This is a genomic window from Ruegeria sp. CDSA221 (assembly GCF_059611825.1).
Genome location: NZ_JBXWPK010000006.1, coordinates 116,666 through 139,373, shown reverse-complemented (window position 1 = coordinate 139,373; position 22,708 = coordinate 116,666). Strand labels below are relative to the sequence as shown.

Annotated in this window: 19 protein-coding genes; 15 read left to right on the top strand and 4 right to left on the bottom strand. The window is 57.8% G+C overall.

Annotation, left to right across the window (positions count from 1 at the left end; all coding sequences use genetic code 11):
- The first annotated feature begins 90 nt into the window (after nucleotides 1-90).
- The 6 genes from AC2FJ5_RS11615 (at nucleotide 91) to AC2FJ5_RS11590 (ending at nucleotide 7,978) form a co-directional block, all read left to right on the top strand.
- Nucleotides 91-2,508 (top strand): GcvT family protein, encoded by a 2,418-nt coding sequence (locus AC2FJ5_RS11615; RefSeq protein ID WP_496793441.1) that lies wholly within the window; start codon nucleotides 91-93, stop codon nucleotides 2,506-2,508.
- Between the two features lie 31 nt (nucleotides 2,509-2,539).
- Nucleotides 2,540-3,139: a nucleotidyltransferase family protein gene (locus AC2FJ5_RS11610; protein ID WP_496700819.1), complete on the top strand. Its 600-nt coding sequence runs from the start codon at nucleotides 2,540-2,542 to the stop codon at nucleotides 3,137-3,139.
- Between the two features lie 753 nt (nucleotides 3,140-3,892).
- Complete coding sequence (locus tag AC2FJ5_RS11605; protein WP_282021323.1) at nucleotides 3,893-5,329, top strand: Do family serine endopeptidase; 1,437 nt, start codon at nucleotides 3,893-3,895, stop codon at nucleotides 5,327-5,329.
- Nucleotides 5,330-5,512: 183 nt separating this feature from the next.
- Nucleotides 5,513-6,193, top strand: a complete 681-nt coding sequence (locus AC2FJ5_RS11600; protein WP_142634264.1) for a response regulator transcription factor — start codon at nucleotides 5,513-5,515, stop codon at nucleotides 6,191-6,193.
- Nucleotides 6,186-7,556: a sensor histidine kinase gene (locus tag AC2FJ5_RS11595; RefSeq protein WP_271946675.1), complete on the top strand. Its 1,371-nt coding sequence runs from the start codon at nucleotides 6,186-6,188 to the stop codon at nucleotides 7,554-7,556. Before AC2FJ5_RS11600 ends, AC2FJ5_RS11595 begins: the two co-directional genes overlap by 8 nt.
- 74 nt (nucleotides 7,557-7,630) lie before the next feature.
- On the top strand, nucleotides 7,631-7,978 hold the full coding sequence (locus tag AC2FJ5_RS11590) for a TfoX/Sxy family protein (protein WP_496687709.1): 348 nt from the start codon (nucleotides 7,631-7,633) through the stop codon (nucleotides 7,976-7,978).
- 54 nt (nucleotides 7,979-8,032) lie between these two features.
- On the opposite strand, the gene ndk is transcribed toward AC2FJ5_RS11590, so the two are convergent.
- Both ndk and AC2FJ5_RS11580 read right to left on the bottom strand, forming a co-directional pair.
- Nucleotides 8,033-8,455, bottom strand: a complete 423-nt coding sequence (gene ndk, locus AC2FJ5_RS11585; RefSeq protein WP_142634270.1) for a nucleoside-diphosphate kinase — start codon at nucleotides 8,453-8,455, stop codon at nucleotides 8,033-8,035.
- Nucleotides 8,456-8,571: 116 nt separating this feature from the next.
- Nucleotides 8,572-9,774 carry a multidrug effflux MFS transporter gene (locus tag AC2FJ5_RS11580; RefSeq protein ID WP_496793440.1) on the bottom strand — a complete coding sequence of 401 codons (1,203 nt, stop codon included), beginning with the start codon at nucleotides 9,772-9,774 and terminating at the stop codon, nucleotides 8,572-8,574.
- A gap of 106 nt (nucleotides 9,775-9,880) precedes the next feature.
- On the opposite strand from AC2FJ5_RS11580, the gene AC2FJ5_RS11575 reads away from it, so the two are divergent.
- From AC2FJ5_RS11575 to AC2FJ5_RS11545, 7 genes are all read left to right on the top strand, one after another.
- A complete protein-coding gene (locus AC2FJ5_RS11575; protein WP_496793439.1) occupies nucleotides 9,881-11,734 on the top strand; it encodes an ABC-F family ATP-binding cassette domain-containing protein in 1,854 nt (617 codons plus the stop codon).
- Nucleotides 11,731-12,351: a MarC family protein gene (locus AC2FJ5_RS11570; protein WP_142634274.1), complete on the top strand. Its 621-nt coding sequence runs from the start codon at nucleotides 11,731-11,733 to the stop codon at nucleotides 12,349-12,351. Before AC2FJ5_RS11575 ends, AC2FJ5_RS11570 begins: the two co-directional genes overlap by 4 nt.
- Before the next feature lie 40 nt (nucleotides 12,352-12,391).
- A complete protein-coding gene (locus AC2FJ5_RS11565) occupies nucleotides 12,392-12,973 on the top strand; it encodes a retropepsin-like aspartic protease family protein (protein WP_142634277.1) in 582 nt (193 codons plus the stop codon).
- 48 nt (nucleotides 12,974-13,021) lie between these two features.
- Complete coding sequence (locus AC2FJ5_RS11560; RefSeq protein WP_496704785.1) at nucleotides 13,022-13,648, top strand: ImuA family protein; 627 nt, start codon at nucleotides 13,022-13,024, stop codon at nucleotides 13,646-13,648.
- A gap of 61 nt (nucleotides 13,649-13,709) precedes the next feature.
- Nucleotides 13,710-14,924, top strand: coding sequence for an MFS transporter (locus tag AC2FJ5_RS11555; RefSeq protein ID WP_496690686.1), 1,215 nt, complete (start codon nucleotides 13,710-13,712; stop codon nucleotides 14,922-14,924).
- Complete coding sequence (locus AC2FJ5_RS11550) at nucleotides 14,921-15,517, top strand: YceI family protein (protein ID WP_496793437.1); 597 nt, start codon at nucleotides 14,921-14,923, stop codon at nucleotides 15,515-15,517. Before AC2FJ5_RS11555 ends, AC2FJ5_RS11550 begins: the two co-directional genes overlap by 4 nt.
- 70 nt (nucleotides 15,518-15,587) lie before the next feature.
- A complete protein-coding gene (locus tag AC2FJ5_RS11545) occupies nucleotides 15,588-16,811 on the top strand; it encodes an MFS transporter (RefSeq protein ID WP_271946650.1) in 1,224 nt (407 codons plus the stop codon).
- 33 nt (nucleotides 16,812-16,844) lie between these two features.
- Here AC2FJ5_RS11545 and AC2FJ5_RS11540 read toward each other — a convergent pair whose 3' ends face one another.
- Complete coding sequence (locus AC2FJ5_RS11540) at nucleotides 16,845-18,515, bottom strand: flotillin family protein (RefSeq protein WP_496793436.1); 1,671 nt, start codon at nucleotides 18,513-18,515, stop codon at nucleotides 16,845-16,847.
- 34 nt (nucleotides 18,516-18,549) lie between these two features.
- On the bottom strand, nucleotides 18,550-19,266 hold the full coding sequence (locus tag AC2FJ5_RS11535; RefSeq protein ID WP_496793435.1) for an OB-fold-containig protein: 717 nt from the start codon (nucleotides 19,264-19,266) through the stop codon (nucleotides 18,550-18,552).
- A gap of 256 nt (nucleotides 19,267-19,522) precedes the next feature.
- Between AC2FJ5_RS11535 and metG the strand changes: the two genes are divergently transcribed.
- Both metG and AC2FJ5_RS11525 read left to right on the top strand, forming a co-directional pair.
- On the top strand, nucleotides 19,523-21,241 hold the full coding sequence (gene metG, locus AC2FJ5_RS11530; RefSeq protein WP_496793434.1) for a methionine--tRNA ligase: 1,719 nt from the start codon (nucleotides 19,523-19,525) through the stop codon (nucleotides 21,239-21,241).
- Between the two features lie 287 nt (nucleotides 21,242-21,528).
- Entirely contained in the window at nucleotides 21,529-22,707 is a 1,179-nt protein-coding gene (locus AC2FJ5_RS11525; RefSeq protein ID WP_496700800.1) for an efflux RND transporter periplasmic adaptor subunit, read from the top strand.
- The last annotated feature ends 1 nt before the right edge of the window (nucleotide 22,708 follow it).

Genomic DNA, 22,708 nt, shown 5'->3' with positions numbered 1-22,708 from the left:
TCTCGCCGCGACAGCCTATGTCGTGAACGGAACAGTATCCCTGGTTCTGCGATTGCAGGCTTTGACTATATCGCAAGGGGAGACTGTGACGTGAAGACAACAACTCAGGTAGCTGTAATCGGTGGCGGCGTTGTCGGGTGTTCGGTTCTTTATCACCTGACCAAGCTGGGCTGGTCGGATGTGATGCTGCTGGAGCGGTCCGAATTGACCAGTGGCTCGACCTGGCACGCGGCGGGTGGTTTCCACACGTTGAACGGCGACACCAATATGGCCGCACTGCAAGGCTATACGATCCGGCTGTATAAAGAGCTGGAAGAGATCACCGGCATGTCCTGTGGCCTGCACCACGTTGGCGGCATAACGTTGGCCGATGACCGCGACCGGTTTGACATGCTCCTGGCCGAACGTGCCAAGCACCGCTTTATGGGGTTAGAGACCGAAATCGTGGGCCCTGAAGAGATAAGGAAAATCGCACCGATCACCAATACCGACGGCATCATCGGCGCGCTCTATGATCCGCTGGACGGGCATCTTGATCCGTCCGGAACCACCCATGCCTATGCCAAAGCGGCGCGGATGGGCGGCGCAACAATCGAAACCCATTGCATGGTGCACGAAACAAATCAGCGCGCCGATGGCACCTGGGATGTGGTCACCAACAAGGGCACGATTCATGCCGAACATGTGGTCAACGCTGGTGGGCTCTGGGCGCGCGAGGTTGGCGCCATGGCCGGTGTCTATTTCCCGCTGCATCCGATGGAACATCAGTACCTGGTCACCGACTCGATCCCCCAAATCGAGGCAATTATCGACGCAGGTGGCGAACATCCCCATGTCATGGATCCCGCCGGCGAAAGCTATCTGCGGCAAGAGGGACGCGGTCTGTGCATCGGCTTTTATGAACAAACCTGCAGGCCCTGGGCTGTCGACGGCACCCCGTGGGATTTCGGTCACGAGCTTCTTCCCAACGATTTTGACAAGATCACCGATAGTATTGAATTCGCTTATCGCCGCTTTCCTGTTCTGGCCGAGGCTGGTGTGAAATCGGTGATCCACGGGCCGTTTACCTTTGCACCGGACGGCAATCCTCTGGTCGGGCCGGTTCCGGGGTTGCGCAACTATTGGTCGGCCTGCGGCGTGATGGCCGGGTTCAGCCAGGGCGGCGGCGTTGGTCTGACACTGGCGCAATGGATGATTGAGGGTGAGCCAGAGCGCGACGTCTTTGCGATGGACGTGGCGCGGTTCGGGGATTGGATCAGCCCGGGCTATACCCGTCCTAAGGTCATCGAGAACTATCAGAAGCGGTTCAGCGTCTCTTATCCGAACGAGGAATTGCCGGCAGCCCGCCCAGCCCGCACAACGCCGATGTATGATATCTTTACCGATCTTGGTGCTGTGTGGGGTCAGCAATACGGGCTTGAGGTGCCCAATTACTTTGCCCAAGGGGATGAACCGGGCTATGAAACGCCCTCGTTCCGCCGATCCAACGCATTCGATGCCACCGGGCGCGAGGTTCGGGCCGTGCGATCAAGTGTTGGCATCAACGAAGTGCACAATTTTGGTAAATACCGCATTGTTGGACCTGCTGCCCGTGATTGGCTGGATCGGATCATGGCGGGCCGAATCCCGAAACCGGGCCGCGTGTCGCTAACCCCGATGCTATCACCAAAGGGCAAGCTGATCGGTGATTTTACCGTTTCCTGTCTTTATGAGACCGAGTTCCGCCTAACCGCCTCCTACGGCTCTCAGGCGTTTCACATGCGCTGGTTCCTGCAAAATGCGCAGGATGGCGTAGCTGTCGAAAACATCAGCGATCGGCAGAACGGGTTCCAGATCGCCGGCCCAAAAGCCACGCAGGTTCTGGCGGCCTGCACCCGTGATGACCTGAGCGGATTTCGGTTCCTCGATCTGCGCCGCATGACCGTTGGGATGGCCGACTGTATCGTCCAGCGCGTCAGCTATACCGGCGATTTGGGGTACGAGATCTACTGCGATCCCATGGCACAAAGGCAGTTGTGGTGGACATTATGGCAGGCTGGGCAAGAACACGGCATCGTTCCATTTGGCATGCGCGCGATGATGAGCCTGCGTCTGGACAAGTTCTTTGGCTCCTGGATGCGAGAATTCTCGCCTGATTACACAGCCGCGGAAACCGGTCTGGATCGGTTCATTTCATTCTCTAAGAACGCCGATTTCATTGGCCGCGCAGCTGCCGAGGCGGAACGCACCTCAGGCGCTGCCCGTCGGCTGGTCGCGTTCGAGGTCGATGCCGAGGACGCTGATGTCAACGCGTATGAGCCGATTTGGCTGGGCGGAAAGGTCGCCGGGTTTTGCACTTCGGGTGGCTATTCGCACTATGCAGGCAAGTCCATTGCCATGGGGTTTCTGCCAACAGACCCCGCTGTGGACGGGCTGGAAGTAGAAATCGAAATACTTGGCCAGTTGTGCAAGGCACGCGTGATCTCAGAACCGTTATTCGACGCCGATGGCGCGCGTATGAGGGGATGACACAGCTTTCATACGTCTGCATTGTCGGCGCATGACGCGAATACCCATCATCCTTCTGGCCGCCGGACAATCCCGGCGTATGCGAGGCGCAGATAAGCTGCTGCAAGAGATTGATGGCTGCCCGCTGCTGCTCCGTTCCGCCCAGACAGCACGGGCCGCATCGTCGGTTATTGTTGCCCTGCCGTCCAAACCTCATCCCAGGTACGACGTGTTGCAGGGGCTGGACCTGCATCTGGTCGAAATCGCAGATGCGGAGGAAGGTATGAATGCCAGCTTACGAGGGGCTCTGTCCGCTGTTGGGCCAGAGGCCGAAGCCGTCATGGTTCTGCTAGCTGACCTGCCTGAAATCACTCTGGATGACCTTCAGACGCTGATCAAGGCGACTAAGGCGTATCCGGATAAGCTGATCTGGCGCGGGTCGACCGCGTCAGGACAGCCTGGCCACCCTGTGATTTTCAGCCGTCTCCTGTTTGATCAAATCAGCCGCCTGACCGGAGACGAAGGCGCACAATCAGTGGTTCGGGACCATCGGGACAAGGTCCATCTATGTGTGCTCCCCGGCCAACATGCCGTGCTGGATCTGGACACGCCCGAAGCATGGGATATCTGGACCAAAAATCGCAACAGTTAAAACGAGTACGGCCCGGTCAATGAAGACCGGGCCGGTTACCCAATTAAGGACTACCACTTTTCACTGATCCTGAAAGCGCGTCCAGAACACACTAGGCATTCCGAATATTCCGCAACCGAACCTAAACAAGACCCCCTCGTTAACATGCCGCTCAGCGCTTCCAGAGACTGTGACAAGCCGTTGGCACCCCCTAGTGCCGCCGACTTCCCTTCGCTTGGGCAAGACCATCGTCACCTATCAGATGCTCTCAAACAACGTAAAATTGGCCTAAACTTGCATTTTCTGATGTTTCAGTTTGGTTTTTACGCAACATCTCTCTCAATGCATTTCTACTATAGGTTGTTCGTCCGAGAAAATCTAAAAGCGAGTACACTCCAATTATCACAGACCATATATATAACATGTTCATAATATGATATGTTTCCGGCAAATTCAGCCTATGAGACCAGATCCACTCACAACCAATGGCTGTGTCATAAATCCATCAATTTCTGAGAGCTCGTTTTGTTTATCAAACAGATTTAATTCAACTAAAATCATCATTTGACTGCCGAACAGGCAACAATCCACCGATTCTCACCTTATGATTCGGAAGATTTCCGCGAATCTTTGCCACCCGACGCCGGGATAGAGCCTCTCGTTTGTGGCAAAATTAAGATTTATTAACCAACCAATCAGGAAAGTCACAGACTGATGCAGCATCTCTTGATCCAAGGCGCGGCCAGTGTCGCGTGCTTCAATCAGGAGACCAAAATGAGCATCCGTAAATCCTCTCTTCTTATGCCACGCACATCAAACTGGATAGGCGTCTCAGCGCTGAGTGCGGCATTGTTGGCAACGACCGCCCTGCCCTCGAAAGCTGACGAAGCGCTGGCTGATTTAGTTGAGAGCGTGTCACCTTCTGTCGTGACCATCATCGCGGAACAAAACGCCGCCAAGGGCCCGGAAACCGGACAGCAGTTTGATTTCGAAGGCCAACCATTCGGTGAATTCTTCAAACGCTTTGGCGTGCCTGAAGGGTTCGATGCCCCCCGTCGTGGTCCGTCTCAGGGTTTGGGGTCAGGTTTTGTACTGGATGAAGCCGGGTACATCATTACGAACCATCACGTGGTCGACGATGCCGCGACCGTGACCGTGCGCCTGAATGATGACCGAACTTTTGAGGCTGAGGTGATCGGTACCGACCCGTTGACCGATATCGCGGTTCTCAAGATCGACGCGGGCGAGCCACTTCAGGCCGTAGAGCTTGGCAATAGCGATGTGATCCGTGTGGGCGAGGATGTTGTCGCCATCGGGAACCCGTTTGGCCTCAGCTCGACCGTGACGACCGGGATTGTATCGGCCAAGGACCGCAATATTTCGCAGGGACCTTATGCCGAGTTCATCCAGACGGATGCGGCCATCAACAAAGGCAATTCCGGTGGCCCGCTGTTCAACATGGATGGTGAGGTTATCGGCGTGAACTCGGCCATCTATTCCCCGAGCGGTGGGTCGGTCGGGTTGGGTTTTGCCGTCACGTCGAACATTGTGGACCATATTGCCGCGGATCTGCGCGATGATGGCCAGGTCAGCCGCGGTTGGCTGGGTGTGTCAATCCAGAATGTCAGCCCTCAGATCGCTGCGGCGATGGGAATTGATGCCTCAAACGGCGCATTGGTTTCGGACGTTGTAGCCAACAGCCCTGCCGAAGGCGTCCTGGAACAGGGCGACGTCATCCTGACCTTTAACGGCGAACCCGTCGCGTCCAGCAGCGACCTGCCGATCCTTGTCGGAACTACCAAGGTTGGAACAGAAAGCACACTTACAGTTTTGCGTAACGGCAGTGAGCAAGACATAAAGTTGACGATTGGACAGCATCAGTCCGCATCGGCCGAAATGGACAAGTCAGTGGATGAAGGCATTTCGGGCACCGCCCTGGGCGTCACCGTTGCACCACTAACAGAAACCAACCGTGCGGAACTGGGCGTGGCCGAGAATATTGACGGTGTGATCGTCACGGACCTGAAACCGGACAGCCCTGCAGCCAAAGCCGGTCTTCAGCGTGGCGACGTGATCGTGAAGCTGGGCAACCAGGATACGGCCACTCCTGACGCACTGAAAGACGCGCTGGACAGCGAAAAAACCGATCCCGCGCTTGTCCTGATCAACCGTGGCGGCAACCAGATCTTTGTTGCGGTGGAAATCGCCTGATCGAACACCTGCGCGCGCCACGTGATGGGGAGATCTGGCGGGCGCCTCTCTGGCATGATTGAATTGTCCGCAATCTGCCGGAGCAGCCGGGTGCGCAACGACGCACCCGGCATCTAAACCGGTCAAATCTTGTACTTTGTTTGAAAAATTGTGTTTAAGTTCCGGTAGAAAGGATTTCAGATCATGAGCCGACGCCTGTTGATCGTTGAAGATGATGAAGACACCCGGGAATTCATAGCAAAAGGATTCAGCGAGGAAGGATATGTCGTCGAACAGGCCGCGGATGGGCGCGAAGGGCTGTATCACGCCACAGATGGTGGCTTTGACGCCATCGTTCTGGACCGAATGCTGCCCGGTCTAGACGGCCTGTCACTGATCAAATCCATGCGCGCCGCGGGTCTGAAAACTCCGGTTCTGATGTTGACCGCAATGAGCGCGGTCGATGAGAGAGTCAAAGGCCTGAGGGCCGGTGCAGATGATTATCTGGTCAAACCGTTCTCTTTTCAGGAACTGCATGCGCGGATCGAGGCTCTGTTAAGACGCCCGCAGGAATCTGAGGAAAACCCGACCCTGACCTGCCGCGATCTGGATATGGATTTGCTGACCCGCAAAGTCACCCGCAACGGGCGAGAGATTACCTTGACACCGCGTGAATTTCAGATTTTGGAATTCTTCCTGAGACGCAAGAACCGTGTGGTGTCACGCACTATGTTGCTGGAAGGTGTCTGGGATTATCATTTCGACCCGAACACCAATGTGGTTGACGTCCATATCTCGAAACTGCGCCGCCAATTGGATGAAGGCGGAGAGATCCCGTTGATTGAAACAGTCCGGGGCGCAGGTTACATGATATCTGATGGATAACCTGCGGCTTTCGTTCAATAATTCCAGAACACGTTTGGTTCTGGCCAGCATGGTTCTGAGCACATTGCTGACAGCCACCGTGCTGGCCCTTGTCTATGTCACCGCAAATCGCAGTATCGAAAGCGAAACCCGCTCGGTGGTTTCCGCGGAATTGACCGGTCTGGCCGATGAATACGAAAGGCGCGGGCTCATCGGTTTGCTGACAGCCATCGAACGCCGTATTCCCACCGCCTCTGAACGGGATGCCCTTTACTTATTGACCGACCGCAACGGGACGAAATTGGCTGGCAACCTGAGGCAATGGCCCGATGACATCACTGCCGGAAGTGGTTGGGTCCAACTTGAGCTGCGACGCTCGGACAGCGAACAGCTGGTGCCAATCTCGGCTGCATCCATTCGTCTGCCGGGCGGAGAACGCCTGCTTGTCGGGCGGGATGCGCTGGCACGACAGCAGTTTGACCGTGTTCTTTTACGCTCGGTCGGCTTCGCGCTGGCAATCGCGCTGGCGCTGAGCGTCCTGACAGGCTGGCTGTTTACCAGGCTCGTCTTTTCGCGCTTGTCTGACATCGCCTCGACCGCAGAAAATATCGTTTCAGGCGACCTGTCGCGCAGGATGCCCTTGCGCGGGACCGGTGATGAATTCGATCAAGTTTCAGGTACGCTCAATACGATGTTGGACCGGATCGAGGAGTTGGTCAGCAATCTACGGACGACCTCGAATTCGATCGCGCATGATCTACGCTCTCCTTTGTCGCGGTTGAAACAGCGGGTCGAATCCCTGTCAGATAGCCGCAAATCCGAACAGGATCGCGAAATCGACATCGCGCGCGCGACGACCGAGGTTGATCATGTCCTGCGGGTTCTGGGCCAACTGACTGAGATTTCGCGTGCCGAAGCAGGTGTCGGGCGAGAGCAGTTCGAAGATGTCGACCTTAAGCAACTCGTGGCGGACGTGGTCGAGCTCTATGATCCGGTTGCCACGGATCAGGGCGTAACACTTGAAGTTACAGGGTCAACTGCCCCCCTTCCCGGCCACCGCCCCCTTTTGTCTCAGGCACTGTCCAACCTGTTAGAAAATGCTCTGCGATACGCGCCTGATGGTTCGACCATCACGATCAATATTGCGGATGACGGCCTGTATACCAACCTCAGCGTGCGGGATCACGGCCCCGGTGTACCACAGGACGATCTGGCCCGCCTGCAGATGCCCTTTGTGACACTTGATCCCGCCCGGACCGAGCGCAATGCAGGTCTGGGCCTGGCTTTGGTCGCAGCGATATCGCATATGCACAAAGGCATGTTCGACGCCCGCAACTGTGATCCGGGCCTTGAAGCTACTATTCGTCTTTCGCGCAAACCCTGATCCGGTAATCATGAACCGCAAAGGTAAAAAAGGATCGGGTGACAGTAATTCTGACACCGGTTAAAACGTCGATTATGTCTGACCCGATCTCAACTATCCGTAATCTCGGCCCGGCCTATGAACAGGCTTGTGCGCGTGCCGGTATCCACTCGGCCCAGCAACTGCGCGAGATAGGCCCCGACGCGGCCTATGCAAAACTTTTGCAGGCAGGATCGCGCCCTCATTTCATCGGCTATTATGTTTTGGTGATGGGGCTGCAAGGCCGCCCCTGGAACGATTGCAAAGGCGAAGAGAAAAAGGCCCTGCGGCAAAGGTTCGACGCAATCAAAGCCAGCAACAGCACTGCGCCGCAAACGAAGATGATCGCCGACTTGGATGCGATCGGCGTCCGGATATCTTCGGACGATTTGAAACCCGCATAGAAAAAGCCGCCCCCGACCCCGGGAGCGGCTTTATAGGCTTGATCTTAAAACAGATTAGCCGACCAGTTCGATGCCCGAGAAGAAATAGGCGATCTCAACCGCTGCGGTTTCCGGTGCGTCTGAACCGTGGACCGAGTTCTCGCCAACCGATTCAGCGAACTCGGCGCGGATGGTGCCGGGGGCCGCATCTGCGGGGTTGGTAGCGCCCATGACTTCGCGGTTCTTGGCAATGGCGCCTTCGCCTTCCAGAACCTGTACAATAACCGGCTCGGACGACATGAATTCGCACAGTTCGTCATAGAACGGGCGCTCGGCATGGACGTCATAGAACTTGCCAGCTTGTGCTTTGGTCATGTGAATGCGCTTTTGCGCTACGATGCGCAGACCGGCCTCTTCAAACTTGGCGTTGATCTTGCCAGTCAGGTTGCGGCGGGTTGCATCGGGTTTGATGATCGAGAATGTGCGTTCCAGTGCCATGTCGGCCTCTCCTTAAAATAGGGCGCGGGGCCCGCGCCGAAATCCATCGCGGGCCGCGTATCATGGTCTGTAGCTTATGAAAAGTGTTATGATGCCCTGCTCCGGCGCTTTGCCGGTCACAATGTGCCGGGCAACGGGTCCAGACGGTCGATCCTACGAACATAGAGCACGGCCAGAAGGCCGATAAAGCTGCACCCGCACATCATGCCAAGCACAAGAAAGGGTCCGTTTTCCGGGCTGACAAAGGCGCCGGTGATCGTGGTCAGAACCGCCCCCAGCGCAACGATCATTGCACCTGACAGGCCCGCCGCGCTGCCTGCCAGTTTGGGACGAACCGACATCACGCCCGACGATGCATTGGCGTTGGTCAGTCCATTGCCGAAACCGACACAGATGGCCGAGCCGAAAAAGACCCAAACCGTACCAAGCCCGACCCAAAACAGAAGCAGCCCGCAAAGCGGCCCTGCCGTGGCCACATTCCGCCCTATCAGGATCATCGTTGTTAACTGCGTCCGCGCCGCCAATCGGCCAGTGACAAAATTCCCGACCATGAACCCGCCGGTGATAATGCCGATCCCAAGACCCAGCATCGCGGGGCTCAGATCAAACCAAGCAGCTGCAACCAACGGTGCACCGGTGATAAAACTGAAAAAGCCGCCGATCGAAAATGCCGCGCATAGGGCATAACCCCAAAACCTTCGGGCGCGGAACAGATGCGGATATTCCTTCAGCTGCGCCGCGAATGTTGGGGCGCGGTTTATATTGGTCTCTCCCATATCAAACCACAGCAAAGCCAGCAGACCGGTGCCAAGTACGGAATACAGAACAAACCCCGAGCGCCAGCCGAACAGCATGTCCAACGCGCCGCCCAGCATCGGCCCCAGCATTGGCGCCAACGCCATAGCCATTGCGACATAACCCAGCTTGCTGGCCGCCTCGTTGGGGGGATAGCGGTCGCGGATTGAGGCGCTGGACAGCACAGACCCGGCGACGACCACAGCCTGAATGAGGCGAAAACCCAGAAACACCCAGATTGTCCCAGCCAGCACGCAGCCGATGGATGCGACCACGAAGATCGACATGCAGATCAACAGGACCGGCCTGCGCCCATATCGATCCGACAGAGGACCCATGATCAGTTGCAGCACAGCAGAAACCGCCAGATATCCCGCAACCGCCAGATTCATAAGGCCGTAATCCACCTGAAAGTCCACGCTCATATGCGCCAGCGATGGCAGGAACATATTCAGCGTCAGCACCGACAACGCCGTGGCAAAGACCAGCGTGACCAACGACGGAGGTGTTCGGGCTGTATGCATGATGGAACCGTGTGAAAACTTCAGGCAAAACAGCGCTAACACATTGAATGTCGGTTGAACATGCAAGCTGCTGGCGGCGGCATTACGGCTCTGCTAAGAGCAGCACATGTTACGGATCGCAGACATCACATATGCCGTTGAAGGCCGCCCTTTGTTCGAGGGCGCAAGCGCAACCATCCCCGATGGCCACAAGGTTGGACTAGTGGGGCGCAATGGCACCGGCAAGACCACCCTGTTTCGCTTGATCCGGGGGGAACTGGCGCTGGAATCGGGCAGTATCGCTGTCCCGAAACGGGCGCGTATTGGTGGCGTGGCGCAAGAGGTGCCCTCGTCCGATGCCTCACTGATCAATACCGTTCTGGCCGCCGATACCGAGCGCAGCGCACTGATGACTGAAGCCGATAGTGCCACGGACCCCGGACGCATCGCCGATATTCAGACCCGGCTGGCCGATATAGACGCCTGGTCGGCCGAAGCGCGCGCGGCCTCGATCCTCAAGGGGTTGGGGTTCGATGACGAGGATCAGCTGAAACCCTGTTCGGACTTTTCCGGCGGCTGGCGCATGCGCGTCGCGCTAGCAGCGGTACTGTTCTCGCAGCCTGATCTGTTGCTGCTGGACGAACCGACCAACTATCTGGATCTGGAAGGCGCGCTGTGGCTGGAAAGCTATCTGGCGAAATACCCGCACACAGTGATCATCATCAGCCATGACCGCGGGTTGCTGAACCGCGCTGTGGGGTCGATCCTGCATCTGGAAGACCGCAAGCTGACCTATTACGCGGTGCCTTACGACAAATTCGCCGAACGCCGCGCTGAACGTCTGGCACAGGCGGAATCGGAAAACACCAAGGCCAAGGCGCGCATCGCGCATCTGCAAAGCTTCGTGGATCGCTTTCGCTATAAGGCGTCCAAAGCAGTTCAGGCCCAGTCGCGCCTGAAGATGATCGAACGCATTCAGTTGGTCTCGACCCCGCAAGAGGCTGCTCTGCGCGCTTTTTCCTTCCCAGAACCCGAAGAACTGTCGCCCCCGATCATTCAGATCGAAGGCGGTGTGACGGGATACGGCGAGACCGAGGTGCTGCGCCGTCTGAACCTGCGCATTGATCAGGATGACCGCATCGCGCTGCTGGGCAAGAACGGTCAGGGCAAATCGACCCTGTCCAAGCTGTTGTCTGATCGTCTGCCGTTGATGGCTGGCAAGATGAGCCGCAGCACCAAGCTGCGCATCGGCTATTTTGCACAGCATCAGGTGGATGAGCTGCATGTGGACGAGACGCCCTTGGATCATCTCCGCCGATTGCGCCCGAATGAAGCACCGGGCAAATGGCGCTCGCGTTTGGCCGGGTTCGGATTGAATGCCGATCAGGCAGAAACCAAGGTCGGGCGGCTGTCCGGCGGTCAAAAGGCGCGCCTGTCGCTGCTGCTTGCCACCATCGACGCCCCGCACATGCTGATTCTGGACGAACCGACCAACCATCTGGACATCGAAAGCCGCGAGGCGCTGGTTGAGGCATTGACCGCCTATTCCGGGGCCGTGGTGCTGGTCAGTCATGACATGCACCTACTGTCGCTGGTGGCGGACCACCTCTGGCTGGTCTCGGACGGATCCGTCAAACAGTTTGACGGGGATCTGGAATCTTATCGGTCCCTACTGCTGGGCCGCGACAAACCTGTTAAGGAAAAGCCGCTGACGGCCAAGCCCAAACGCCCATCGCGCGAGGCGGTTCTGAACCTGCGCGCCGATCTGCGCAAATGCGAGGAACGGATCGAGAAATTGACGGATATGCACGAAAAGCTCTCGGCCAAACTGGCGGACCCCAGTTTGTATGAAGACGACATGATCAACGACCTGGCGACCTGGAACCGGAAATTTGCCGAGGTGGTCGAGGCAATGCAAAAAGCCGAGGCGCTTTGGGTGGTTGCGGCAGAGCGGTTGGAACAGGCAGAGACCGCAGCATGATGGATACAGCCTTTCTCATAACCTCGTTTACAACATTGCTTGTGGTCATTGATCCGCCAGCACAAACGCCGATCTTTGTGGCCCTGACACAAGGCATGGATCGGCATGCGCGTTATACAATAGCGGTGCGCGCCTGTCTGACAGCGGCTGGGATTCTGGCCATGTTCGCCGCATTCGGCGAGGCGGTTCTGGGCTTTATTGGCATCTCGATGGAGGCGTTCCGCGTTGCGGGCGGCGTTCTGTTGTTCCTCACAGCGCTGGACATGCTGTTCGAACGGCGCACCAAGCGGCGCGAAAACAGCGCCGAAGAAGAAGAGCATCCTGATCCTTCGGTATTTCCGTTGGGTATTCCCCTGATTGCAGGACCCGGCGCGATTGCCACAATGATCCTGCTGGCCGGGCAGCATCCGGGCATAGAGGGTCTGGCCGTGGTGATCGGCATGATGCTGATCGTAGTGGCGATGGTGTTCGTCACCTACCTGTCTTCAGGCGCGGTGGCACGAATTCTGGGCAAGACCGGGCTGAATGTGCTGACCCGCCTGTTGGGCATGCTGCTGGCGGCCTTGTCAGTTCAGTTTATCTTGGATGGGCTAAAAGCCTTTGGATTTGCGTCATAAATCCCCATATTGGATTCGAGTGACGCAGTAAGGTAGCGGTATGGACGGCGACAGCATTGCAAATCTGGCCTATCTTGGATTGTTGGGCGCAGCGGTCGTGGCCTGGTTTATCTCTCAGAACCGGCAAAGCCTGAACAAAACGTTGCAACAGGCTCTGGCCTGGGTGTTTATTTTTATCGGCATCATTGCCGCCTATGGACTATGGGGCGATATCCGCAGCACTGTGGGCCCTGCCCCGCAGATGACCGTGACCGGCGAAAGCATCGAAGTGCCGCGCGCTTATGACGGGCATTACTATCTACCGGTTCTGGTCAACGGAGAACCCATCACCTTTTTGGTCGATACCGGCGCCAGCCAGATTGTGTTGAACGAGGCGGATGCCAGACGCATCGGTGTTGACCCCGATCAGCTGAACTATTTCGGGCGGGCCCTGACGGCCAATGGCGAGGTGCGCACCGCCCCGATACGGCTGGACAGCCTTGAACTGGGGCCGATCACGGATCGCAATGTCTCGGCCTGGGTGAATGAAGGGGCGCTGGATCAGTCCTTGCTAGGCATGGATTACCTGCACCGGTTCTCGAATATTCAATTCGCGGATGGGCGTCTGATCCTGTCGCGCTGATGCCCTCTCGATATTGAGAACATAATGAGAACATGCTAGAGTAATAGCATGTCCACACATCTTCTTGGCCGCAAGCCTGCACGACAAATGGCGGGGCTGCAGCTCCATCCGCAGATCACTCTGCAACTGGCCCGCGTGCACGAGGCCTGCGGCCCCGCCCGGCGCAGCTTTGCCATGTGGTTGGCCGGTCAGGCACAGGGGCCGGTGTTGTGGATTTCCCCCGCGTGGGAGGCAAGCCAGTTGCACCCGGGTGGGATGATGGCCTTTGCCGATCCTGCTCGGTTCCTGTTTGCCCGCCCCAACCATGCCGAGGACCTGCTGTGGTGCATGGAAGAAGCGTTGCGCAGCGGGGCAACCCCACTGGTGATCTGCGATCTGCCCGAGGCGCCCGGCCTGACGCCGGTCCGACGGATGCATCTGGCCGCGGAACAAGGCGGCACGATGGGGCCAGCCCCGCTGGGCCTGTTACTGACCCCTGGCGATGGCGGCGCACAGGGGGTTGAAACCCGCTGGCACATGGCTGCGGATCATCACGCCGGGGTTCCCTGCTGGACCCTGACCCGCCGTCGCGCCCGCGCCCTGCCCCCGGTCAGCTGGCAGGCCACCCAGACCAAGACGCATGCCGGGCTGAACCTGACGCGGATCAAGGCCCAAGATGTGTATTGGGGGGAATAAGTTACGCGGCTCACGGCACTTGTGACTAGCCAAGTGCTACATCCACCCCTAGCGTTCCGGTATGAGCCATCCAATCCATGACAGCCGCTATTCTTGGCTTCGCCTTCTGATCACCCTCGCAATCGCTACGGTGGCGAATGTGGGCATGTGGGCGGTAATCGTCGTGATGCCCGCGATCGAGGCGCAATTCAGCGCCGGTCGGGCCGAAGCCTCATTTCCCTATGTCCTGTCGATGATCGGGTTTGCACTGGGGAACATGTGGCTGGGGCAACTGGTTGATCGGTTGGGCGTGACCAAGGCACTGATCGGTGCCGCCCTTCTGAGCGCGGTCAGCTATCTGTTGGCAACATGGGCGCCGAATATGCTGCTCTTGTCACTGGCCCATCTGCTGTTGGGGTTGGGCACGGCTGTTGGTTTTGGCCCTCTGATCGCGGATATCTCACACTGGTTCATGAAACGCCGCGGGATTGCGGTGGCGTTGGTTGCCAGCGGAAATTACCTGTCCGGGGCGATCTGGCCAACGCTTCTGTCAGGCATCCTTGCACGTGAGGGATGGCAGCAGGTCTATCTGACGCTGGCGGTCATAACGCTGCTCGTTGTCATACCCCTGTCTCTGCTGCTGCGCCGGCAAGTCCCGATCGAGGCCCATCAGACCGCCGCCGCCAATGCGCAGATCAACGCGCGCAGCGTGGGAATATCGCCGCGCAGCTTGCAATACGTTCTTGGTCTGGCCGGAATCGGCTGTTGCGTGGCCATGTCGATGCCGCAGGTCCATATCGTGTCCTACTGCGTCGGGCTCGGATATGGCCCGGCGGTCGGAGCCGAGATGCTCTCGCTGATGTTGCTGGGCGGCGTGGTCAGCCGAGTGATCTCGGGGTTGGTCGCCGACAAGCTGGGCGGGTTGATGACATTGCTGGTCGGCTCTTTCCTGCAATGTATCGCCCTATTTCTGTTCCTTCCCTATGACGGGATGGCCTCACTTTACATTATCAGCCTCATGTTCGGTCTGGCGCAGGGCGGCATTGTCCCCAGCTATGCGCTCGTCGTACGTGAATATATGCCCCCGCAAGAGGCCGGAGCACGCGTCGGCTTTGTCATGATGATGACCATCATGGGCATGGCACTGGGCGGATGGATGTCCGGGTGGATTTACGACTTAACCGGAAATTATCAACTGGCCTTTATCAATGGCATCCTCTGGAACGGGCTGAACATCGCTATCCTGCTGATGTTGCTAAGGCGATCACGGCCCCGCAGGCTGGAGGTCATGATATGACCCAACTGACAAGGCGCGCTGTACTGTCCGGGTTGACCACCCTTCCATTTGCGCACCCGGCTCTGGCCGGGTTGCGTCCCTATGAACTGGTCCACAATGGCACTTCCGTAGATTTTACGTTCGAGCTGTCCGGAATCACACAGTCCGGAACCATGCCGATACGATCTGCAGATATCCGAATTGACATGACCGACCTGGCCAACAGCCGGGTGGATGTTTCGCTGAACATTGCCAAGGCGCGAACCAACCTGCCCTTTGCCCGCAAACCGATGCTCAGCGCTGGGGTTCTGGACGCCACAGGATTTCCCACAATTCATTTCACCTCGACCGATATTCAGCTTGGCGAAGGTGGACGTATCTCGAACGGGGCCGAGATCACAGGAGATCTGACCTTGCGTGGTGTAACGCGACCAATCACATTGCGCGCCAATATTTTTCGCCCGCCCGGCAGCGCCCGAGACAACTTGAATAACCTCTCCATCCAACTCAGCGGTTCACTGAACCGTCACGAATTTGGCGCCTCGGGTTATTCCGACCTCGTAAAGGAAACTGTTGGCCTTGATATCCGGGCCAAGATCAAAAAGACTGGATAGATCAAAAACGACGCCACAAAGTCGATAAGCCGCGCGCACCGCGCTGGAAATATCGCAATCTGAGCCCATCATGCGCACGATCATTTCCTTTGCCGCCCTATTTCTTTCCGTCATTCTGCTTCAACTGTCCACCGGTGGCGTTGGCCCGCTGGATGCGATTTCCGGCCTGACCCTGAATTTCACCACTGGGCAGATTGGTCTGTTGGGCTCGGCTCATTTCGTTGGCTTCTTTGTGGGATGCTGGTGGGCCCCGCGCCTGATGGGAAGCGTCGGCCATTCGCGGGCATTTGCCGTTTGCACAGCTTTGGGCGCAATGGGGTTGCTGGGGCACACCCTGACGGACAACGCTTATATCTGGGCGGCCCTTCGGATCGCGTCAGGCGCCTGTGTCGCCGGGTGCTACACAGTGATCGAGGCCTGGCTGAACGCAAAAGTCACGAATGAGACACGCGGGCGCGCCATGGGCACCTATCGCATCGTCGATATGGGCGCGTCCCTCTGCGCCCAGCTGATCATCGCAGTTCTGCCACCAGCATCATATGTCTCGTATAACTTGCTGGCGATCCTGTGCTGCGCTGCCCTGTTGCCGCTAACACTGACCCGCGCCAGCCAGCCCGAAACGCCCGACGCCCCGCGCTTGCGCCCGAAACTGGCCTGGAACAGCTCTCCTCTGGCGGTGGCCGGGGTGGTGGTTGCCGCGTTAAGCTCGGCGTCCTTTCGGATGGTCGGCCCTGTTTACGGGCAAGAGGTTGGGCTTGGCGTCGATCAGATCGCGTTTTTCCTGGCGTCTTTCGTGCTGGGCGGCGCGTTGGCGCAATATCCGATGGGATGGCTGGCCGATAAATACGACAGGCGCTGGGTACTGATCTGGCTTTCGGTTGCCGCCGTCCTAAGCTGCGGTGTGACCATGGCCGCCGGCAACACCGGAACCGTCGGCGTCATGCTGGCCGCGTGTTTGTTCGGCTTTACGACCTTCCCGATTTTCTCAGTTTCATCCGCGCACGCCAATGACTTTGCCACAACCGAACAACGGGTCGAGCTCTCTGCCGCGCTGATGTTCTGGTATGCGCTGGGTGCGATTGCCTCGCCTTACGTGTCATCCACTTTGATCCAATCCTTTGGACCCGGCGCGCTTTTTGCCTTTGTGGCACTTGGCCACGTGTTCCTGATCATCTTTGGTCTGGCGCGGATGCGGTCGCGGCCAACACCCGAGGAACGCACCAGCTATGTCTATTCACCGCGAACCTCGTTTACCATCGGGCGCTTGCTGAAACGATCCCGCGAGGAACGATAGAAAAAGGGCCGGGAAAATCCCGGCCCTTTCGTTTTAGTGTTCGGTGTGAGGTTCCTTGTCGACAACTTCGACCTCTTTCACCGGATCAACCGTCGGCTCTAGCGCGCCGTTGACGATGCCCCCGACCCCGTTTTCCATCGACAGGCCCAGCTCTTCGCCCAGCTTTTTCAGCGCGGGCATCTGCACGGCCATGCCCATGATCGAATCCAGCGCCTGGTTCACCACCGGCTTGTCGCCATTGGCGCCTCCGCCACCACCGGCGGCACCGATCCCGCCAACCTGATGGATCTTGATCGAGTCGATCTTTTCGGCAGGTTTGACCATTTCCGCAATGATCGTCGGCATCGCTTCAATCCGGGCCAGATCAACCTTCAGGCGGATCTGATCAACGGACAGGGCATTGTCAGCCTCGACAATCGCGCGCTTACCTTCCGCTTCGGCCAGCATGTCGTTCTTCTTGGCCTCGGCGCGGATGTTCAGCGCATCCGCTTCGGCTTGCGCCTCTTCACGGCGGGCTTCGGCGCGGTCGGCGGCAGCTTCTTTCTCGGCCTGGGCGGCCAGACGGATGGCTGTGGCCTGACGTTCAGCCTCACGCGTCGCTTCGATCAGCACGATCTGCTTCTGACGCTCGGCCTCGGCCACCTGACGGGCGGTAACCACCGCTTCGGTCGCTTTGGTCGCCTCAGCGCGGGCCAGATCGGCAGACGCACGGGCGCGGCTTTCCTCTTCGGATTTCTGCGCGATGATGATCTGACGCTCTTGCTCGGCAACCTCCAACTCACGCTCTTTCGAGATCTCGGCCTCACGGATTTTACGCTCGCGTTCAATGTCAGCCGCTCGAATTGCTTCCTCGCGCGCAATCCGGGCACGCTCGGTTTCACGTACAGAATCCTCGGTCCGCGCGGCGATCTCAGCCTCTTGCGCCACGCGCAGGGTTTCGATCTGTTGCGTCTGTTCGATGCGGGCCTGCTCTTCGTCCTTGTCGATCAACAGCTTCTGACGCTGGGCTTCCATCGCAGCACGGCGCACTTCAACCTCGGCATCCGCATCGATCTGCGCGCGCTCTTTTTTCGAGGTCGCAATAACCTCGGCCAGCTTACGCATACCCACGGCGTTAAAGGCGTTGTTCTCATCCAGCGCTTCGAACGGTGTCTGGTCCAGCGCGGTCAGCGAGACCGATTCCAGCGACAGGCCGTTTTTCAGCAGGTCTTCGGACACGGCATTCTGCACTTCTTGCACAAAATCGGCGCGGTTTTCGTGTAGACCGTCCATGGTCATCTGCGCGGCCACGGCACGCAGACCGTCGATCAGTTTGCCTTCGATCATCTCACGCAGTTGCTCGACATCGAATGTACGGTCGCCCAGCGTTTGTGCAGCACGCGCGATGCCTTCGTCCGTAGCCATCACCGAGACATAAAACTCGACACCTACATCGACACGCATCCGGTCTTTCGTGATCAGGGCAGCCTCAGCGCTGCGTTGAACTTCAAGGCGCAGCGTTTTCATGTTTACTGGGCTGACTTCGTGCAGAAGGGGGATAACCCAAGCGCTACCGTCCATAATAACTTTCTTGCCGCCAGCACCAGTCTTAACAAGACTGATCTCGCGGGTTGTCCGTCGGTACAACCGTTTCAAAACCAATCCAATTAACACTAGTATCGATAAAACGGTCGCAACAATAATGATCAGGAGTTCAAGTCCCATGCAAAATCCTCCAAGATTGGGGTTTGAAATTTAGTTAGCCTGACAAGCCGACCAGAACGAACCGGTCTTGCCGTCGGTCGCGCAGGACAAGCACTTCGGTGCCTTGTTCCAGCGTATCCTTGTCCTGCAGGGGCTCGGCGCGCAGGTAATGCGCATTGCCAAAGCGATCCATGACCCGCACTTCGGCCGGGCGGCCACGCGATGCTGTCCCTTGCGAGATGAAACCGCGACGGCGGGCCAGCATCCGTTCGGACATAGCCTCGGTCTCGGTTTTCGGCAGCAGGCGGGCAAAGACCGCGCTAAAGCCACGCGCAAACCAGATGCCAAAGGCCCCGGCCGGGATCGCAGCCATCCATGAGGGCAGATCAAAGCCCATCACATCACGCAGGCCCAGTTGCAGACCGATGCCCGACAGGCCGAAACCAACCAGCAAAACCACCAGCCAGATCATGAAAGGCACTTTGCCAAAGCCCAGCCAGCTTGCAGGACCGTCCGAGGTCACAACCGGCGTTTCCGCCGCAACCTCGGCCAGCTCGAACTCACCCAGATCAACATCCGCGTCCAGATCAAGTTCGAAATCACCAATGTCCAATTCCGGAGCGTCAACCAGATCAAGGTCAACCTCGCCCTCACCCGCCATCAGGCTTCCACCCAGCATCAGCGCCACCAGTTCCAGCCCCAAAAGGCCAAACAACAGCGCAATCGCAATGGTAAAGGGCACAAATGCACCCTCGAGTAGAAAGCTGAACATCAGTGGGCTGTCTCCGTTATTGTATACTATGGTATGCAGTAAATATGGGGAGTCATGACAAAGTTTCAAGAGGTTGTGATTCTATATTTCAACCTATGGGTAATTGACACGGTGCCTCTGGGGCAGTCGTGAAATCAGTTTTCAGGGGTTTTTTCCGTGCACGGGGCCCGAAAGTGGCATCCGTGCAAAAGCCGGGCTTTTGCTGGGCTGTGACATAAGATAGACGAGCCTGCAGTTACATACGCGGAAACGGAACATGGCTCGGATTCTCATCACCTCGGCGATCCCCTATATCAACGGGATCAAACACCTCGGCAATCTGATCGGCTCGCAACTGCCCGCCGACCTGTATGCGCGGTATCAGCGCGGCCGGGGGAATGAGGTCATGTTTCTCTGCGCCACCGACGAACACGGCACCCCGGCCGAGTTGGCCGCCGCCAAGGCAGGCAAGCCGGTCGCGGATTACTGTGCCGAGATGCATGGTGTGCAGGCCGATATCGCACAGCGCTTTGGCCTGAGCTTTGATCACTTTGGCCGCTCGTCCAGCGCCCAGAACAAAGCGTTGACCCAGCATTTTGCGGGCAAGCTGGAAGACGCCGGGTTGATCCGCGAAGTGAGCGAGAAGCAGGTCTATTCCCACGCCGATGGCCGCTTCCTGCCGGATCGCTATATCGAAGGCACCTGCCCCAACTGCGGCTATGACCGCGCGCGCGGTGATCAGTGCGAAAACTGCACCAAACAGCTGGACCCGACCGACCTGATCGAGCCGCGCTCGGCCATTTCCGGGTCGACCGACCTTGAGGTGCGTGAAACCAAGCACCTGTATCTGCGTCAATCCGCGATGAAGGATCAACTGGATGCCTGGATCGACTCCAAGTCCGACTGGCCAATCCTGACCACATCCATTGCCAAGAAATGGTTACATGACGGCGACGGCCTGCAAGACCGTGGCATTACCCGCGATCTGGACTGGGGCGTGCCGGTCAAGAAAGGCGATCAGGACTGGCCCGGCATGGAGGGCAAGGTCTTTTACGTCTGGTTCGACGCGCCGATCGAATACATCGCTTGCGCCAAGGAATGGGCCGATGCGACCGGAAAAGCGAATGCCGAGTGGGAGCGCTGGTGGCGCACTGACAAAGGTGCCGATGACGTGCGCTATGTTCAATTCATGGGTAAGGACAATGTGCCTTTCCATACCCTGTCCTTTCCGGCGACCATTCTAGGTTCGGGTGAGCCGTGGAAGATGGTCGACCACCTGAAATCCTTCAACTACCTGAACTATGACGGCGGCCAGTTCTCAACCAGCCAAGGTCGCGGCGTATTCATGGATCAGGCACTGGACATCTTGCCCGCCGATTACTGGCGCTGGTGGCTGCTGAGCCATGCGCCTGAAAGCAGCGATAGCGAATTCACCTGGGAGAACTTCCAGCAATCGGTGAACAAGGACTTGGCCGATGTGTTGGGCAACTTCGTCAGCCGGATCACCAAGTTCTGCCGCTCAAAATTCGGCGAGGCGGTGCCCCAAGGCGGCACCTATGGCGACCGCGAGCAGGCCCTGATCGAGGAGCTGACCCGCCGCGTCCGCGCCTATGAAGGGTTCATGGAGGCGATGGAAGTTCGCAAATCCGCCCAGGAATTGCGCGCCATCTGGGTTGCCGGGAACGAGTATCTTCAATCCGCGGCACCCTGGTCGACCTTCAAGGAAGATCCCGAACAGGCCGCGGTACAGGTGCGTCTGGGTCTGAACTTGATCCGGCTCTATGCCGTGCTCAGTGCGCCGTTCATTCCCGAAACCAGCGCCCGTATGCTGAGCGCGATGAACACGCTGGATACCGCCTGGCCTGACGATGTTGCGGCGGCCCTGTCCGCCCTGCCCGCAGGCCACGACTTTGCCGTTCCCGATGTTCTGTTCGCCAAGATCACCGACGAACAGCGCGAAGACTGGCAGGACCGTTTTGCAGGTGTCCGCACCTAAGACACCCGACTGGGAAAAAATACAGGGGGCTTAACGGCCCCCTTTTTCATTTTGCGTTTGATCCAGATTGCCGGAAACGCCCTTGCCAGATCAGGAAACTAGCCCTGGCCGATTTTCGTAAACCTGCCGCCCTACAGAAAAATATCCTTGGGTAAGCGATTGCCTTACGGGCTAACACGCTTGAGAAACCTACCAAAACCAGCCATCCTCACGAAGAGTTTAGGCGACTCGGACCGCTGGCGGCGACCCGAGTTGTGTTCAGTTTTTGTTTCAATGGGGCCTCTGCCATGATCCTTGCATCAACACTTTTCAGCTTTCGACCGAATGACCCCATAGCCAAATCCGTTTGGTATGCCGCAGCTTTTGCCCTGTGTGGGTTGGTGGTGCCAGCTGCCGCGCAGGATAAAGGTGACGCCCCACCGCCGAAAGTGTCCATCGCAGCGGCCTACACACAAGAAATCACGGACGAGGCGACTTTCATCGGTCGAGCTGAGGCGCTGAACAAGGCCGATATTGTCGCCCGGGTCAGCGGTTTTCTGGACAGTCAGAATGTTGAAGACGGCGCGATGGTGAATGAAGGCGACCTTATGTTCACGATCGAGCCGGACCTGTATCAGGCGACACTAGATGCACGGAATGCCGATCTGGACCGTGCCGAAGCAAATCTTGAGCTCGCCAAAGTTGACCTGGCCCGTAAAGAAGAACTTTACAAACGCGATGCCACTCCGGAAAGCGAACGGGATATCGCCCGTGCCAACGAACTTGTGGCCATTGCCGAAGTCAAAGCCGCGAAAGCCGCAATCCAACAGGCCGAACTTGATCTGAGCTATACTAAGGTCCACGCACCGTTCACCGGCCGTATCGGGCGGGTCGCTATCAGCGTCGGGGACGTTGTCGGCCCGAACAACCCACCATTGGTGAATATCGTCAGCGAGGCACCAGTGTATGTGAATTTCTCGTTGAACGAGAAACAGTTTACCTCGGTTCTTGAACAATATGGCGAGAATGCATCGTCGCTGGCCGAAAGCCCCAAAAGCCCGAATGTGCATGTAACGCTGCCCAATGGATCGGATCTGGGCGAAACAGGTTCGATTGTTTTCGTTGACAACCGTATCGACCCGCTGACTGGAACGATTGCAATGCGGGCCGAATTCACAAATGCCGACCGGCTGATCCTCGATGGTCAGTTCCTGAGCGTTCATATCGAAGCGCTGGAACCGACCTTGCAGGTTCTGATCCCGCAGGCGGCCTTGTCACGTGATCAGCGCGGTGATTTCGTTCTGGTCGTTAACGATAAGCAAATGGTCGAACAGCGCTATATCACCACCGGCGACAATGTCGGAACTGCTGTGATCGTTCTGGACGGCCTGCGCGAAGGAGAAAGCGTGATCGTCGAGGGCCTTCAGCGCGTGCGCCCGGGTGTGGCAGTGGATGCTGTCACCGCATCCGAGCAGCCGGGAGAGTAAC

Coding starts and splice junctions, on each gene's coding strand:
- AC2FJ5_RS11610 (WP_496700819.1), top strand. CDS start 2,540: ATGACGCGAATACCCATCATCCTTCTGGCCGCCGGACAATCCCGGCGT.
- AC2FJ5_RS11605 (WP_282021323.1), top strand. CDS start 3,893: ATGAGCATCCGTAAATCCTCTCTTCTTATGCCACGCACATCAAACTGG.
- AC2FJ5_RS11600 (WP_142634264.1), top strand. CDS start 5,513: ATGAGCCGACGCCTGTTGATCGTTGAAGATGATGAAGACACCCGGGAA.
- AC2FJ5_RS11595 (WP_271946675.1), top strand. CDS start 6,186: ATGGATAACCTGCGGCTTTCGTTCAATAATTCCAGAACACGTTTGGTT.
- AC2FJ5_RS11590 (WP_496687709.1), top strand. CDS start 7,631: ATGTCTGACCCGATCTCAACTATCCGTAATCTCGGCCCGGCCTATGAA.
- ndk (WP_142634270.1), bottom strand. CDS start 8,455: ATGGCACTGGAACGCACATTCTCGATCATCAAACCCGATGCAACCCGC.
- AC2FJ5_RS11580 (WP_496793440.1), bottom strand. CDS start 9,774: ATGCATACAGCCCGAACACCTCCGTCGTTGGTCACGCTGGTCTTTGCC.
- AC2FJ5_RS11575 (WP_496793439.1), top strand. CDS start 9,881: ATGTTACGGATCGCAGACATCACATATGCCGTTGAAGGCCGCCCTTTG.
- AC2FJ5_RS11570 (WP_142634274.1), top strand. CDS start 11,731: ATGATGGATACAGCCTTTCTCATAACCTCGTTTACAACATTGCTTGTG.
- AC2FJ5_RS11565 (WP_142634277.1), top strand. CDS start 12,392: ATGGACGGCGACAGCATTGCAAATCTGGCCTATCTTGGATTGTTGGGC.
- AC2FJ5_RS11560 (WP_496704785.1), top strand. CDS start 13,022: ATGTCCACACATCTTCTTGGCCGCAAGCCTGCACGACAAATGGCGGGG.
- AC2FJ5_RS11555 (WP_496690686.1), top strand. CDS start 13,710: ATGAGCCATCCAATCCATGACAGCCGCTATTCTTGGCTTCGCCTTCTG.
- AC2FJ5_RS11550 (WP_496793437.1), top strand. CDS start 14,921: ATGACCCAACTGACAAGGCGCGCTGTACTGTCCGGGTTGACCACCCTT.
- AC2FJ5_RS11545 (WP_271946650.1), top strand. CDS start 15,588: ATGCGCACGATCATTTCCTTTGCCGCCCTATTTCTTTCCGTCATTCTG.
- AC2FJ5_RS11540 (WP_496793436.1), bottom strand. CDS start 18,515: ATGGGACTTGAACTCCTGATCATTATTGTTGCGACCGTTTTATCGATA.
- AC2FJ5_RS11535 (WP_496793435.1), bottom strand. CDS start 19,266: ATGTTCAGCTTTCTACTCGAGGGTGCATTTGTGCCCTTTACCATTGCG.
- metG (WP_496793434.1), top strand. CDS start 19,523: ATGGCTCGGATTCTCATCACCTCGGCGATCCCCTATATCAACGGGATC.
- AC2FJ5_RS11525 (WP_496700800.1), top strand. CDS start 21,529: ATGATCCTTGCATCAACACTTTTCAGCTTTCGACCGAATGACCCCATA.